The 14,958-nt window shown below is 61.7% G+C and carries 11 protein-coding genes; 7 read left to right on the top strand and 4 right to left on the bottom strand.

Features of this window, described 5'->3' with window-relative positions; all coding sequences use genetic code 11:
• Positions 1-3 precede the first annotated feature (3 nt).
• Entirely contained in the window at positions 4-219 is a 216-nt protein-coding gene (locus WIN67_RS14935; protein WP_102865121.1) for a TOBE domain-containing protein, read from the bottom strand.
• 224 nt (positions 220-443) lie between these two features.
• On the opposite strand from WIN67_RS14935, the gene WIN67_RS14930 reads away from it, so the two are divergent.
• The 6 genes from WIN67_RS14930 (at position 444) to WIN67_RS14905 (ending at position 9,992) form a co-directional block, all read left to right on the top strand.
• Positions 444-1,265 carry an aldo/keto reductase gene (locus WIN67_RS14930; RefSeq protein ID WP_339071596.1) on the top strand — a complete coding sequence of 274 codons (822 nt, stop codon included), beginning with the start codon at positions 444-446 and terminating at the stop codon, positions 1,263-1,265.
• Positions 1,266-1,469: 204 nt separating this feature from the next.
• Positions 1,470-4,304: an ATP-binding protein gene (locus WIN67_RS14925; RefSeq protein ID WP_123391154.1), complete on the top strand. Its 2,835-nt coding sequence runs from the start codon at positions 1,470-1,472 to the stop codon at positions 4,302-4,304.
• Positions 4,291-5,481, top strand: coding sequence for an EAL domain-containing response regulator (locus WIN67_RS14920; RefSeq protein WP_102879435.1), 1,191 nt, complete (start codon positions 4,291-4,293; stop codon positions 5,479-5,481). Before WIN67_RS14925 ends, WIN67_RS14920 begins: the two co-directional genes overlap by 14 nt.
• Before the next feature lie 109 nt (positions 5,482-5,590).
• A complete protein-coding gene (locus tag WIN67_RS14915) occupies positions 5,591-8,830 on the top strand; it encodes a hybrid sensor histidine kinase/response regulator (RefSeq protein WP_339071594.1) in 3,240 nt (1,079 codons plus the stop codon).
• Between the two features lie 74 nt (positions 8,831-8,904).
• Positions 8,905-9,552, top strand: a complete 648-nt coding sequence (locus tag WIN67_RS14910; protein ID WP_102865251.1) for a response regulator — start codon at positions 8,905-8,907, stop codon at positions 9,550-9,552.
• A gap of 26 nt (positions 9,553-9,578) precedes the next feature.
• The gene (locus WIN67_RS14905; protein WP_339071593.1) at positions 9,579-9,992 is read left to right on the top strand and encodes a TIGR03067 domain-containing protein; all 414 of its coding nucleotides are present in this window, start codon (positions 9,579-9,581) and stop codon (positions 9,990-9,992) included.
• A 53-nt stretch (positions 9,993-10,045) separates the two neighbouring features.
• Here WIN67_RS14905 and WIN67_RS14900 read toward each other — a convergent pair whose 3' ends face one another.
• Both WIN67_RS14900 and WIN67_RS14895 read right to left on the bottom strand, forming a co-directional pair.
• Positions 10,046-12,340 (bottom strand): ATP-dependent DNA helicase, encoded by a 2,295-nt coding sequence (locus WIN67_RS14900; RefSeq protein WP_339071591.1) that lies wholly within the window; start codon positions 12,338-12,340, stop codon positions 10,046-10,048.
• Complete coding sequence (locus tag WIN67_RS14895; protein ID WP_339071590.1) at positions 12,337-13,989, bottom strand: VRR-NUC domain-containing protein; 1,653 nt, start codon at positions 13,987-13,989, stop codon at positions 12,337-12,339. The genes WIN67_RS14900 and WIN67_RS14895 overlap by 4 nt, the downstream gene beginning before the upstream one ends.
• A gap of 204 nt (positions 13,990-14,193) precedes the next feature.
• Here WIN67_RS14895 and WIN67_RS14890 point away from each other — a divergent pair, with 204 nt between their 5' ends.
• Positions 14,194-14,418, top strand: a complete 225-nt coding sequence (locus tag WIN67_RS14890) for a YgdI/YgdR family lipoprotein (RefSeq protein ID WP_102865128.1) — start codon at positions 14,194-14,196, stop codon at positions 14,416-14,418.
• A 14-nt stretch (positions 14,419-14,432) separates the two neighbouring features.
• Here the strand turns inward: WIN67_RS14890 and WIN67_RS14885 are convergent, their stop codons facing one another.
• Positions 14,433-14,813: a hypothetical protein gene (locus tag WIN67_RS14885; RefSeq protein ID WP_102879440.1), complete on the bottom strand. Its 381-nt coding sequence runs from the start codon at positions 14,811-14,813 to the stop codon at positions 14,433-14,435.
• Between the last annotated feature and the right edge of the window lie 145 nt (positions 14,814-14,958).

The raw sequence follows: 14,958 nt of genomic DNA, 5'->3' as shown, positions 1-14,958 counted from the left end.
GGCTCAGAGCTTGGCGATGGACACTTCAGTGGACTTCACGAAGGCGATCACTTCACTGCCGATCTTCAGTTCCAGGTCGCGCACCGAGCGGGTGGTGATCACCGAGGTGACAATGCCCGAAGCGGTCTGCACGTCGATTTCCGAAACCACTTGGCCTTCGTGGATCTCCTTGATCACGCCTTTGAACTGGTTGCGTACGTTGATCGCTTGAATGGTCATGCTGAAAATTCCTCTGCTGGCACCGGACTCTGGAATTGAGCGGCTGGTGACAAACATGCACCTTTAGCCAAAGCCTTCAAAGGAATAAATAATTAGAGTTTTATGCTTTTTAGGAATATATGATTTCCGCCCTCGCCCTGGGCTTGGCGGGCCTTGACCGCCGCCCATGGCTTTGTTTCCCTGTGCCCTCCACATCCGACTCGCTACAGATCCCAGGAGGCAGCATGCGCACGCTCGAGCTCGCGGACACCCAGGTTCCGGTCATTGGCCAGGGCACTTGGCGCATGGGTGAGGATCGCCGGCAGCGGGATCAGGAAATCGCCGCGCTGCGCAGCGGAATCGAGCTGGGCATGACCCTGATCGACACCGCGGAGATGTACGGCGAAGGCGGCGCCGAGGAGGTGGTCGGCCAGGCCATTGCCGGGCGCCGCGATCAGGTGTTCCTGGTGAGCAAGGTGTATCCCCACAATGCCAGTCGCAAGGGCCTGCCTTTGGCCTGCGAACGCAGCCTGCAACGCCTGGGTACTGAGGTCATCGACCTGTACCTGCTGCACTGGCGCGGACAGTATCCGCTGGCGGAAACCGTCGAAGCCTTCGAACGGCTGCGCGAAGCCGGCAAAATTCGCCGTTGGGGGGTCTCCAACTTCGACGTGGCTGACCTGGAGGAACTGGATGCACCGGCCTGCGCCACCAATCAAGTGCTGTACAACCTGGAGTCGCGGGGTATCGAGTTCGACCTGTTGCCCGCCTGCCAACACCGACGGATGCCGCTTATGGCCTATTGCCCGATCGGCCAGGGCGGCGCCTTGCTGGCCAATCCGGTATTGCAGCAGATTGCCCGGAACCACGGGGTTACCTCAGCCCAGGTAGCCCTGGCCTGGTTGCTGCGCCAGGACCAGGTGATGGTGATTCCCAAGGCAGTGCGCCCGGCGCACCTGCGGCTCAACGCCCAGGCCGGTGAACTGCAACTGGAACCCCAGGACCTGCAAGCCCTGGATCAAGTGTTTACTCCGCCCCGGCGTAAACAGCACCTGGAGATGGTCTGAAACCGCTGTAACGGAATAAGAAACTCTCGACATTAGGAAAAGTTACAAAAGACTAGTTGCAAGAAAATGGCTGATAGGAAAGTTGCTGTTTCAGACAAACAACTAAGTTCCAGATAAACATAAACACCACAAAGCTACTTTGTACCCAGCTATTTAAGAATTGTCTGATCCCTGGTTGGCATGCCCCACAATTACAGTTGGCGGATGAGATTAAAAAGCTACCTGCATCAGATCAATCCCCTTTTTTCCAGTCCTGAAGCAGCCCGTCGGCTGCTTCGTGTCGTGGCGCTGATTTTTTTGATCGGCCTGCTGGGTGCCGTTTACAACTTCTTGCGTTCAAGTATCAGCAACGAGTTGTCACAACGGCGCAGCTACATGAGCAGCGCCATTGCCGAAGCCCAGACTTTCTTCACCAGCCGTGAAGCCCTGCTGGAAAGCCTGAGCCTGTCCGCCGTACACAAATCCCGGCAGAACGAGGCCTACGAGCCCAGTGCCGACCCGGCGGAGGAAATCCACTTGCATCTGGGTGGGCCGGAGGGAAACCAATGGGGGATCTGGCTTACCAAACGCATGCGCGACTATCTCAAAAGCAAACAGTTGAACCTGCTGTATGTCCCCGGCGGCGAACAATCCCAAGTGCAACGGCTGTTCAGTACCCAGCCTGAATCGGCGTATCTGCCCGGACCGCTGCTGGCCAAATTGGCCACGCTGAAGTTCTCCGAAGTCCCGCCGGGTGAAGAGTTGTGGTTGATGGATCACTCCTCGGGCACTGCCCAGTTGTACATTTTCACCCGCCTTGACGAGCGCTACGCCAACTCTGGCTGGCTGGGCCTGGAGATGGACGGCAAGAGTGTCTCCGCGGCCCTCAGTGACCAGAGCGCCGGGGATTTCATGATGTTCAATTCCCACGGTGGGCTGATTTTCAGCAGCACCCCCAGCGCACAACTGAGCGAGGACGTGCAGCAGGTCAAGGGCGGCAGCTTCTTCGGCTTTCTCGGCGGCCGCTGGTGGCCTGACCATCTGGTGATCCGCAAGCAACTGGGGTCATCGGACTGGCAACTGGTGTACTCCTTCGACTTGCACAATCTGCTCAAGAGTCTTTGGCCGCAATTGTTTGTAGCCTTGCTCATCAGCCTGTTCGGCATGGCACTGATCGGTTTCTTGACCCACTGGGTCGAGGTGCGCCTGATCGCTCCAGCGCTGGACCGGATCCAAGCCTTGATCGAAAGCGAAGCTTTCAGTCGCGACGTGATCCAGATCGCTCCGGTAGCCCTGTGCGTGCTGCGTCGCAGCGATGGCCGGGTGGTGCTGGAGAACACCCTGTCTCAGCAATGGCTGGGCAATGGCACCGAGCGCGATCAACTCTGTGCCGGCTGGATCGAACAGGCCTTCGATCCCAACCGCCCCAATAGTTCGGATTACTTTGAAACCGCCGATGGCCGCCATCTCTATCTCAGCTCGGCACCGACCCGCTACAACGGCGAGGACGTGCTGTTCTGTGCCTTCAGCGATATCAGTGCACGCAAGCAGATCGAAGCGGCCCTGGAAGAAGCCAAACGCCTGGCCGATACCGCCAACGAAGCCAAGACGCTGTTCCTGGCCACCATGAGCCACGAAATCCGCACACCGCTGTACGGCGTGCTCGGCACCCTTGAGCTGCTCTCCCGAACCCACCTGGACAACCAGCAGAAGGATTACCTGCGGGCCATCGAAGGCTCCTCCGGCACTCTGCTGCAACTGATTTGCGACGTGCTGGATGTGTCCAAGATCGAGGCCGGGCAGTTGGCCCTGGAACTCAGTGAATTCTCCTCCCTGGATCTGGTGCACGAGATCATCCAGGGCTATGCCGCTGCCGCCCACGCCAAGGGACTGCAGTTCTATGCTTGCGTGGACCCGCAGTTGCCGGAAATTCTTCTTGGTGATGTCACACGGATCCGCCAGATCCTCAGCAACCTGCTGAACAACGCGGTCAAGTTTACCGACTCAGGACGTATCGTCCTGCGAGTCCGGGTGGACAGTCGTGACGGCGAACGCAGCAACATCCTCTGGCAGGTATCTGACACTGGCCGTGGCATCGCCCAGGACGACCAGGCGCTGATCTTCGAACCCTTCTACCAGACCGAAGGCAACACCAATGTCATCGCCGGCACGGGCCTGGGCCTGCCGATCTGCCAACGCCTGACGCAGTTGATGAACGGCAACATCCGCATGGTCAGCGAACTCGGGCTGGGCAGCAGCTTTACCCTCACCCTGCCCCTGGAAGCCTGCCCCATGGTGTCCCACACCCCGCTGATCAGCCCGCTTTTGCCGGAGATGATCTATGTGGTGTCCCCGGTCCGCGAACTGGCGGAATCCGTAGCCGGGTGGTTACGGCGCTGGGGCGCCCGGGCCCAGTTCAGCCTGCCCACGCAGTCGGATCGCAGCCGCGGCAACGTGCTGATCGAGCTGCACCCGGGGATCGTCGAGCATCGCCTGGAGCCCGATTGGCAGGGCCCTCTGGTGCTCGCCAGTGGTGACGGCCACAACGAACCGCGGATCCGTGGCGGCAGCTGGCAGGTGAACACCAACAACCTGCGGGCGATCCACCAGGCGGTGAGCCAGGCACAGGGCGTCTGGGTGGCCCAGAGCGAGGAACATACCGACAGCCGCGAACTGAAAAAACTCAGCCTGCATGTGCTGGTGGCCGAAGACAACGTGATCAACCAGTTGATCCTCAAGGACCAGTTGGAGGAGCTGGGCTGCAGCGTGGAACTGGCCTCGAACGGAGAAGATGCCTTGTCCATCTGGAGAAACGGGCACTTCGACGTGGTGTTGACTGATGTGAACATGCCGAAGCTCAACGGCTATGAACTGGCCAAGGAGCTTCGACGTCAAGGCTGTTCGATCCCGATCATCGGGGCGACGGCCAATGCAATGCGCGGAGAAGAAGAGCTCTGTCTTGCAGCCGGGATGAACCACTGCCTGGTCAAGCCCTTTGCACTAAGAGCGTTGTTCAACTATCTGGCGCCCTATGAAAGAGCCCCTCATGAAGTCCTGTAGCATTTTGATCGTCGAAGATCAGCCGTTTCAGTACATGTACCTGCAACACTTGTTCAACGAGCTGGGGCCTTACCAGCTGGAGGTCGCGAGCAACGGTTCCGAGGCTCTCGAGCGTCTCAAGCAACGGCATTTCGATCTGGTACTGACAGATCTGCTGATGCCTGGCATGGACGGTGTGCAGTTCATCCAGGGCCTGGCCAAGCACCGCGTACGCCCGGCCCTGGCAATCATGAGTGCCTCTTCCCGGCGCATGTTGATGGGCGCCAGCCTGGTGGCTCGAAACCTGGGCCTGCGGGTCATAGGCTTGATTTCCAAACCCGTGAGCCTGGCGGCACTGCGCAGCCTCACCGCGCAGCTACCGGAGCTGATCAGCAGCGAGCCGCCGCCAGCGATCTGGGTCGAGTGCAGCACTGAGACCCTGCAACACGCCCTGCGCAATTCGCAGATTCAAGCCTGGTTCCAGCCCAAGAAAGCCCTGAACAACGGCCGCATCGTCGCCGCCGAGGCGCTGGTGCGCTGGATGCACCCGCAACACGGCATGCTGTTGCCCTGCGACTTTCTACCGGAACTCACCGAGGCGGGACTCGAAGAGGAGCTGTTGTGGCTGATCCTCGAACAGGCTCTGGAAGCTCAGGTGCGCTGGCGGGAAGACGGCTATGACATTCCGGTGTCGATCAATCTGCCAACCCACCTGCTCAACAGCGCCGACCTGGCCGATCGACTGCATGACTTCGTGATCCAGCGCCAGGGCATACCCGGCAAGATCTGCTTCGAGCTGATGGAGTGCTCCACTCCGGAACACATCAGCAACTTCTACGCCGGTGCCTGCCGCCTGCGCATCAAGGGTTTCGGCCTGTCCCAGGACGATTTCGGCAAGGGCTACAGCTCCTACATGAATCTGGTGTCGACGCCCTTTACCGAGCTGAAGATCGATCGGGCCCTGGTCCAGGGCTGCCACAACAATGAGGAAATCGCCCAGGCCCTGACCAGCATCATTGCGCTGGGCCGCCAACTGGGCCTGACAGTGGTCGCCGAGGGCGTGGAGAGCGCACAGGAACTGGCCCTGCTGCGCAAAATCGACTGCACCCAGGTGCAGGGCTTCCTGATTTCCCACGCGGTGTCCTCGCAGCAGTTTCAACAACTACTGGCCCAAGACGGACCAGCGACCCTGTACTAGCCGATGAGCCCTTTGCTCACCCACGCAACCTTCACTCATCGCTGACGGCCTTGCTTCAGAGAGAGGAATCTCGGAATCGAGGCCCTTATATGCATTTGGGAATTCAGTGATGAAATACCGCGACACCTTCCTGGAGAGTCTCAGTCGAAGCTCGATCCGGTTGAACAAGGGTCTGTTGATTCTCGCGGGCCTGACGCTGCTGCTGTTCACCCTTCTCTACTGGGCCGCCCAACGCCTGATCAATGAACAGGACAGCACGGTAAAGCTGCATTTCACCGGACTGATGGAAAACATCCAGGAACAAGAGCTGTTCCTCCGGCGCCTGGCCAGCCACCCGTCCATACAGGCATTGCTGGCCGACGAACCCACTGCGCAGTATCTGCAGCAGCCCCTGCCCAGCGAGGGAGAAACCGCTTACGAAGGGCAACAAGCGCCCTATTCGACGCCTTTCAGCCTGAACTTCAATCACCAGCAACTGGCCGCCAGCGAGCTGCCCAAGGTGTTCGCCCTGGGCATGCACCTGTCGACGTTCTACGGTGCCTTCTGGTCCACCTCGCACTATCAAGCACCACGCACCTTCCTCTTCAACACCTTCGGCAACTTCGACATCAGCGTTCCCGCGGCGCGGCACACCCGCGGCACTCCCTGGAACAGCGACATGCCCTACAGCAGCGTGGTGGATAGGGTCCTGCGGCACCTGGCAGTGAAGAACAACGACCTTCCGAACAATCAGGTCTACTGGGAAACATACAATGTGCCGGCCTCGGCGCAGGTTTCCCCCAAGCTGCTGGCCTACATCAGCCTGCATGCAGGGCCGCAACAGTTGCGCACCCAGGGCACGCACGAGTCGATGGTGGTCGCCTCGCTGCTGAACCTGGACGATGTCAATAACATCGAGCGCCTCATGAACTGGTCGATCTATGACGACTTCACCCTGATCGAACCTTCCGGCAGCATCCTCACCGGCTCCCACGTCCGTGCCGACGCCCTGCACGAGGGCCTCAACTTCGGCTGGCAAGGGATGGTCTTCAAGGTGACGAGCCACACCCCGGCACTCTGGACCGGGATCTACAGCATCAGCTACAAGAGCTACTTCGGCTACGCCCTGTGGACCCTGGCAGGCCTGCTGACCCTGGCCCTGGGCGCGTTCTTCAGCGGCTGGGCCGCCAGTCGCTGGTATCGCAACAAGGTAGTGACGCCGGCGCAACTGGCGCACCAGAGCATTGCCGAGAGTGAAGCCTTCAGCCGGGTGGTACTCGACACCGCGCCCACGGGCCTGTGTGTGGTGCGTCGGGAAGACTTCAAAGTGCTGCTGGAAAATCGTCAGGCCGAACAATGGCAAGGCACGACAAAACTGCTGGCCCTGCTGCAGCAGGACCAGCGCTTGATGGACAACGACGAGACCAGCCTCGATGTCGACGGACGCCATTTGCAGGTTGGCCTGGTCTCGACCCGCTACCAGGGCCAGGAGGTGCTGCTCTGCACCTTCAACGACGTCACCCAGCATGTCGAGGACGCCCAGGTACTGGAACAGGCCAGGCGTTCGGCGGACGCGGCCAACGAAGCCAAGACCCTGTTCCTCGCCACCATGAGCCACGAGATCCGTACCCCGCTCTATGGCATGCTCGGCACCCTTGAACTGCTGGGCCTGACCCAACTGGATCCGCGCCAGAGCGATTACCTGCAAACCATCCAGCGTTCCTCCAGCACCTTGTTCCAACTGATCAGCGACGTTCTCGACGTCTCCAAGATCGAATCCGGGCAGATGAGCATCGACCCGGAGGCGTTCTGCCCCCTGGACTTGGTGGAAGATGCCTTGCACGCCTACGCCGCCTTTGCCGAACGCCGCGGGCTGCTGTTCTACGCCTGCATCGACCCGAGCCTGCCGGACCTGATGCTGGGGGACGCCAACCGTATCCAGCAGATTCTCAGCAACCTGCTGAGCAATGCGATCAAGTTCACCGATTGCGGCCGGGTGGTACTACGCGTCCGGGTACTGGAGCAGGACGCGCGCCAAGCCAGCATCGAATGGCAAGTCACCGATACCGGGATTGGTATCTCGCCCTCGCAGCAACCCCAGTTGTTCGACCCCTTCTATCAGGTCCGCGACGCTTCCAGCGAAGCCGGGGCCGGGCTGGGTCTGACGATCTGCCAGCGCCTGAGCGACATGATGGGTGGGCAGATGCAGGTCATCAGCGAGCCAGGGCTGGGCAGCAGCTTTTCCCTGCGCCTGACCCTGCAACGCCTGCCGGGGACCTTGTCGCGAGCCGAGCCACTGCCCGAAGGGCCACCTGTGTATGTCCGCGCACCGGTGCCGGAACTGATGAAAAGCACGTGCGACTGGCTCAACCGCCTGGGGGTCCAGGCCTATCCGCTGCCCACCAGTTGGGATGACAACCCCCAGAGCAACGTCCTGATCGACATGCTGCCCCGGGACGCCCAGCCCACCTGGCCCGGCCCCTGCGTCAGTGCCAGTTCCAGCGGTCGTTGGCACAGCAGCAGCTTGCAGCCGGCGCACTGGGAGGTCGACGCCCACGACATCCGTGCCATCGCCCAGGCCGCAGCGCTGGCCCGCCAGGGACAGCCGCTGCATCTGGTACAGCGCGAACCCGACACCTTGCAATGCCTGAACCTGAACATCCTGGTGGCGGAAGACAACCCCATCAACCAGGCCATCATCAAGGAGCAGCTGGAGGCCCTGGGTTGCCAGGTAACCCTGGCGGCCAATGGTGAGCAAGCCCTGGAACAGTGGCTGCCGCAACGGTTCGACGTCGCCTTGACCGACGTCAACATGCCGGTCATGAACGGCTACGACCTGGCCAGAGAGTTGCGTCTGAGGGAGCCGGAACTGCCGATCATCGGCGTCACTGCCAATGCCTTGCGCGAGGAAGGCCGCCGTTGCCTGGCTACCGGAATGAACAGCTGGATCGTCAAGCCCATGAGCCTGCAGACCCTGCGGGGGCAATTGTCGAAACTCTGCCAGGTGCCCGGCAAAAGCGCCCCGTTCGCCGCCAGACCTGGGTTGCGAAGCGAAAACCGGCCCGTGTCACCCCACCCCGTCAGAGACCGTATTCAGGTCTCGGAGCGGATGCGACCGCTGTTTCTCAGCACCATGCACGATGACCTGCAACGGCTGGCCAAAGCCCTGGAAACCGGCTCCGGCAAGGCGGCGGCCGAGCGTCTGCACAGTATTGCCGGGGCCATGGGGGCGGTGCAGGCCGGGGCGCTGGCCAGGGCCTGCGCCGAACTGGAGTGCCAATTACTGGAAAACACCCTGAGCCCGACACTGGTAGCTCAAGTCAGGCAACTGATGCAGCACTTGTCGGAACTCCTGTTGCCCCTTGAATAATGGGTGGCAGGGTTTAATGTACCGTCAGTCTCATGTTTCTTTACTCATTTGCGTATTACACGGGTGTGTTTGCCATGGAAAAACTGAAAGTAGTCATTGCTGACGATCACCCTATTGTCTTGCTGGGCGTACGCGAGTTGATGGAGCGCGACGAACGTTTCGAAATCGTCGGTGAAGCGGTGTGTTCCAAAGGCCTGATCCAGCAATTGGAAGCCAAACAGGTGGACATCGTGATCACCGACTACAACATGCCTGGAGACTCACCCTACGGTGATGGCCTGAAGCTGGTGGAATACCTCAAGCGTAACTTTCCGCACCTGCAGATCCTGATCCTCACCATGATTTCCAACCAACTGATCCTCACCCGCCTGCACGAGTTGGGCGTGGTTGGGGTCATCCAGAAAAGCCAGCTGCACGAAGAGATCCAGACCGCCCTCAAGGCCATCGCGCAAAAAGGCGTCTACCGCAGTCTGGAGCCGGCTTCCAACTCGGTGATGGAATCCAATGTGGCGATCGATGAGCGCATCTCCACCCTGTCGCCCAAGGAGTTCGAAATCCTCCGCCTGTTCGTGTCCGGCAAAAGCGTCAGCGACATCGCCCGCAGCCAGAACCGCAGCTCCAAGACCATCAGTGCCCAGAAGATCTCCGCCATGCGCAAGCTGGAGGTACAGAGCGACCAGGACCTGCTGACCTACTGCATAGGCCGCAATATCTTCAACTGAACGCCCCCACAAGGAATTGATCGACAATGGATACTGCATCATCAGCCAGGAGCAACGACTCGCTGGAACTTCAGCGCCTGCAGGGAGCCTGGGAGCAAATCTCAATGGAGGACAGCGGCGTGCTGAATCCGCCGGACGAGCACAGTGCGCCCGGCGCCCTGACCCTGATCGAAGGTGATCAGTTTCGCGTGCTGACGGTGGCGGGAGACGTGCTGCTGGCCGGAAGCTTCACCCTCGACAGCAGCACCACCCCCAAGTCGATCACCTGGATCGACTCCATCGGCGCGGATGCGGGCAAGCCCTTGCCCGCCAGCTATGAGCTGACTGAGGACGACTTCGTGTTCATCGCCGCCGATGAAGGCCAACCCCGGCCAACCCGCTTCAGCACCGGGCCGGGCCAGACCCTGCGGCGCTTCGTCCGGGCCCGCCAGGGCCAGTGACCCTCGCCCCCGGCGCACAAACGCCGGGGGCAAGCGGCTTCAGCTCCGCGCTATCACCTCGAAATCTCACCAGCCGACGCCGGGTCTTGGGCGTCCACGGCCCACCAGCTTGGCAGCAACTGCCGCACCCTGGGCTCGGCAAAGCGATCGTCGATCAACATCAACACGCCCCGATCGGCCTGGCTGCGAATCACCCGCCCTGCCGCTTGCACCACTTTCTGCAGTCCGGGATAGAGGTAGGTGTAGTCGTACCCGGAGCCGAACAGCCGGGCCATGCGTTGTTTCATCTGCTCGTTCAACGGGTTGAGCTGAGGCAGCCCGAGGGTGGCGACAAAGGCGCCAATGAGTTTTGAGCCCGGCAAGTCGATGCCCTCGCCGAAAGCCCCGCCGAGCACGGCGAACCCGATGCCCTGCCCCTCTGCACGAAACTGCTGGAGAAAGCCCAGGCGCGACGCTTCATCCATGCCCCTGGACTGCAACCACAGGGGAATCTGCGGGTGCTCGCGAGCCAACAGCTCGGCCACTTGCTGCAGGTAATCGAAGCTGCTGAAGAACGCCAGGTAGTTGCCCGGCCGCGCAGCGAACTGCTGGGCCAACAGCTCGACGATGGGCGCCAGGGACGCCTGTCGATGCACATAGCGGGTGGAGATGCGGCTGACGATATGCACGTCCAGCTGCGCGGCGGCAAACGGCGACTCCACGTCCAGCCACACCGTGGTCTGGGGCAATCCCAGCAGGTCGCGGTAGTAATGCTGCGGGTTGAGGGTGGCGGAAAACAGCACTGTGCTGCGGGCCGCCGTCAGTCGCGGCCCGAGTAGCGGCGCCGGCACCACGTTGCGCAGGCTCAGCCGCGACAGGCTGCGCCTGGCACTCAGGGAGCGCTTGCTGATATCGAAGATGAACTGCTGTTCATCGAACAGCTCCGCCACCCGGGCAAATTGCAGCAGCTCGAAATACAGCCCCTGCAAACCAACGTCCAGGCCCTGGGGCTGCTCGTTGAAGTAGTCCCCCAGGGCCGCGACACACAAGGCCAGCGCCCTGAGCAAGGCCGTCGGGAGTTGGTCATAGGCCTGGTATGGCGCGAGCTGTTCCTTGTGCAAGGCGTTCCATTCGCGGTTGAGCCGTTGCAACGAACTTTTCAGCGCCTGGGGCGCAGTGCTGCGCACGCTGGCCAGCGTTTGTTGATCCAGGCTGGCGCTGTACATGCCACGCCCGCGCTCCACCAGGTTATGGGCCTCGTCCACCAGCACCGCCACTTGCCATTGATTGGCCTGGGCCAGACCGAACAGCAAGGCGCTGAAATCGAAATAATAGTTGTAGTCAGCCACCACCAGATCGCTCCAGCGGGCCATCTCCTGACTCAGGTAGTAAGTACAGACCTGATGCGCCAGGGCCACCTCGCGCAGCGCCTGGCGATCCAGCATCGGCACCTGGCTGGCCGCCTGACGCGCCGCGGGCAGGCGCTGGTAGAACCCCTTGGCCAGCGGGCAGGACTCGCCGTGGCAAGCCTTGTCCAGGTGTTCGCAGGCCTTGTCCCGGGCCACCAGTTCCAGGACCCGCAACGGCAGTTGGGACTGGCTGGCGAACAGCACCCGGGCCGCATCCAGCGCCAGCTGCCGCCCCGGGGTCTTGGCGGTGAGAAACAGCAGCTTGTCCAGTTGCTGCGGGGCCATGGCCTTGAGCATGGGAAAGATCGTGCCCAGGGTCTTGCCGATACCGGTGGGCGCCTGGGCCAGCAGGCAACGGCCGGTGCTGACCGCCTTGTACACCGATTCCGCCAGGTGCCGCTGGCCAGGGCGGAACTCGCCATGGGGAAAGACCAGGGCCCCAGTGGCCTGGTCACGGGCCTCGCGGTGGCGCATTTCCTGCTGCGCCCACTCCAGGAACACCGCGCACTGCCGATTGAAGAACTCCTGCAATGCCTCGGCACTGTGCTCCTCGACCAGGGCGGTTTCCTGCTCGCTGAGGATGTCGAAATACACCAGCGAGACCCGGATACTCGGCAGCTGCAGGCTCTGGCACAACAGCCAGCCATAGACCTTGGCCTGGGCCCAGTGCAGTTGCCGGTGGTTGTCGGGCATGCGCGCCAGGTCGCCCCGATAGGTCTTGATCTCCTCCAGGAGGTTCTGCGCCGGGTCATAACCGTCCGCCCGGCCCTTGACCAGCAGCTCGCCGTATTGACCCTCCAGGGCCACTTCGCTCTGGTAGCCGGGATTGCGCCGGGAGGCCACGGTGCGGTGCCCGACTATTCCCTCCAGGGCGGTAGGCGATGGGGTGAAACGCAGATCCAGGTCGCCGCTCTTGGCGCTGAACTCGCACAAGGCGCGCACCGCAATGCGGTAGCTCACGTCGACAGGTCCTGCCATTGCACATAGCACACCGCCACCGGCATCCGGTGCTCCTGGCAGAAGTCCAGCCAGCGCAGCTGGTTGTCCTGCAGGCGGTCGCCCGGACCCTTGACCTCGATCATCCGGTAGGTCCTGGCCTCGGGCCAGAACTGGATCAGGTCCGGCATACCGGCCCGGTTGGCCTTGATATCCAGCAACAGGCGCTCAAACCAGTGTTTCAGGTGCTCGGCCGGCAGGCAGTCGAGAGCCTGCTCCAGCAACTCCTCGGTCAAGGCCCCCCAGAACACGAAGGGCGACTGCAGGCCCCACTTGTCGACAAACCGCTGGCGGATGCTGTCCCGGTAGCGACCATCGTCCAGCTCCTCCAGGCAGGCCTGGAACAGATCGCTGCGCCGCTGATGAAAGTCCTCGCTCAGCAGATCCACCGGCCCGCGCTGGAACGGGTGGAAGAACGCCCCCGGCAAGGGAGCGAAGATCGCCGGCCAGCACAGCAACCCGAACAGCGAATTGATCAGGCTGTTTTCCACGTAGTGCACCGGCGCCTGGGGCTGCTGCAGATGGGCCTGGACATGCAGCTCCACCGCCAGCCCATCGGCGTCACGGGGCAGGCGCAGATCCAGTCGCGCCACCTCGCGGCTGACCGTCCGAGGCGCTGGCGGGCCACCCAGCTTGCGCCGCAGCCGGGGCATGACCCGCAGCAGCTGCTGGGCCTCGGCGGCGCTCTGGGGCGCCGCCGCAGCCTGCTCGGCCAGCGCCAGGGCGGCCTGGTACTCGGCACTGAGCTCCAGGACCCGGATCAACCGCAGGCGAGCACCGGGGTAGGCACATTGCTGGTAGATCTCCCGGGCCTGCCGCCAGTCCGTCAACCGCTCGCAATGCTGCCCCAGCTGGAACAACAGCTTGCCGCGGCGTTTCTCCAGCCAGGGGTTGGCGGTGCTGAACTCAGCGATGCGCGCAAGCACCGCGTCCACCTCCTCCCCGGCCTCGAAGGCTTCCTGACACTGGTGCAGGTAGATGAAGTCGTCCACGTCGTCACGGCTGCGCAAGCCACGGGCATCGGCACTGATCTCGACCTTTTCGTAGCTGTAGATCCCCAGGTCCGCCAGCACGAATTCCGACCAGTCCTGGTAGAGATTGCCGAAGAACATCAAGCGCAGGCGATCGCACAACGGCATGACCGTCAGGCTCAGCAGCCGGTCCGCCAGTGCCGGGCACCATTGGCCGAAAGCCCGGGGTTGCGGGTACAGCGCCTGCAGGGTCTCCAGCCACTGGTTCTTCTTCGCCTTGGCCACCAGCCCCTGCTCACTGAAGCACTGCAGGATCTCGGCCTTTTGTAACAGGCCGAACAACTCGTCCAGGGCCAAGGGTGCCTGCTCATCGACCCAGCCCAACGCCAGCAACGGCCCCAGGGCCCGGGCGCTGTCGCCGATCTCCGGGTAACGCAACTTGCCGAGGCGAAAATGCCGCCCCTTGCGCATCACCATGCGCACCAGCAAGGCCTGGGATGGCTGGGGCAACTGCGAGAAATCGGTGATGAAACGCTGCTCTTCATCGCGCAGCACATCGGCATAGCGCAGCTCCAGCCAGTTCAGGACTTGCTGGAAGTTGTGCAGGTAATAAAAGGGGTTCTCGAGGGGATTGGAAGTCACTGAACGAAGGCGCCACGGCTGGACTGATACTGGTTATGCGTACAGATAACAGCCGACGCCCCAGTCTGGCAAACACTATTGGATAAATGGCGGGAAGAAGATTTTTCCAGTGCCCAGGCGAACTTTCGTCGTCTTCACGACACCAAGGGGCCATGCTTATAGTGTCCGGCGCAACACGGATACCCCTACCGATAAGAGGTCTATATGAATGTGAAGAACCTGGGATTGCTCCTGGCCAGTGTCGCCGCCCTGGCCCTGACCGGCTGCGCCTCACCCACCGTGGTGACCTTGCAGAACGGTACCCAGTACCTGACCCGGGACCAGCCCAAGACCAAGACCGCTGATGGCTTCTACGAATTCCAGGACATTTCCGGCAAGACCATCCGGGTCAAGGCGGACGATGTGGCCACCGTTCGCCAGGAACAATGATTCAGCCGTGCACCTCAGTGCGACCAGGGAAAGGGTCCCTGCCCCGGCTCGCAGACAATCCCCAGGGGCTTGCCGCGCTTTGACATCTCGTCACGCACTTGCTGGCAGCGCTGCCGCTCCCGGGCTTCGGCGTTATCGATACTGATGTTGCCCGTGCTTTCTGGCGCCTTGCCGTCCCCCAGACGGAAATTTGCAATGGGTTGCTCCGGCTGCAGATTGAAGCGACTGGGTGCTGGCTCCTGCTTCTCGGCTGGCGCCGGCTGGCCGGCCGGCAATTGATCCGGGGTTACTCCGTAACGTTTCAGAATCGAGCTCTGAGGCAGCTCTTCAGCCGATGCCATGAGCGCCCACAGGGCCAGCACCAGTCCGCCCGCACACCTCTTGCTATTACTCACTGTCAACACTCTCCTGCCTTTTCCTTGAATCGATCACTGCTCAATACCTTGGGTAACGCATGACCAGGCTTGGGTTTTACAAGTATTTGAGTCGCCAATAGACCAACAGGTCACGATTTTCTTGCCAAGTCAGCGCGGAGCCCGT

The organism is Pseudomonas idahonensis (genome assembly GCF_037903935.1).
GTDB classification, from domain to species: Bacteria; Pseudomonadota; Gammaproteobacteria; order Pseudomonadales; family Pseudomonadaceae; genus Aquipseudomonas; species Aquipseudomonas danubii.
This window is presented reverse-complemented; position numbering and strand designations above follow the sequence as displayed.

What these genes read in the sequence shown, in the direction of transcription:
- WIN67_RS14910 (WP_102865251.1), top strand. Translation starts at nt 8,905, where the DNA reads ATGGAAAAACTGAAAGTAGTCATTGCTGACGATCACCCTATTGTCTTG.
- WIN67_RS14920 (WP_102879435.1), top strand. Translation starts at nt 4,291, where the DNA reads ATGAAGTCCTGTAGCATTTTGATCGTCGAAGATCAGCCGTTTCAGTAC.
- WIN67_RS14935 (WP_102865121.1), bottom strand. Translation starts at nt 219, where the DNA reads ATGACCATTCAAGCGATCAACGTACGCAACCAGTTCAAAGGCGTGATC.
- WIN67_RS14915 (WP_339071594.1), top strand. Translation starts at nt 5,591, where the DNA reads ATGAAATACCGCGACACCTTCCTGGAGAGTCTCAGTCGAAGCTCGATC.
- WIN67_RS14925 (WP_123391154.1), top strand. Translation starts at nt 1,470, where the DNA reads ATGAGATTAAAAAGCTACCTGCATCAGATCAATCCCCTTTTTTCCAGT.
- WIN67_RS14890 (WP_102865128.1), top strand. Translation starts at nt 14,194, where the DNA reads ATGAATGTGAAGAACCTGGGATTGCTCCTGGCCAGTGTCGCCGCCCTG.
- WIN67_RS14930 (WP_339071596.1), top strand. Translation starts at nt 444, where the DNA reads ATGCGCACGCTCGAGCTCGCGGACACCCAGGTTCCGGTCATTGGCCAG.
- WIN67_RS14905 (WP_339071593.1), top strand. Translation starts at nt 9,579, where the DNA reads ATGGATACTGCATCATCAGCCAGGAGCAACGACTCGCTGGAACTTCAG.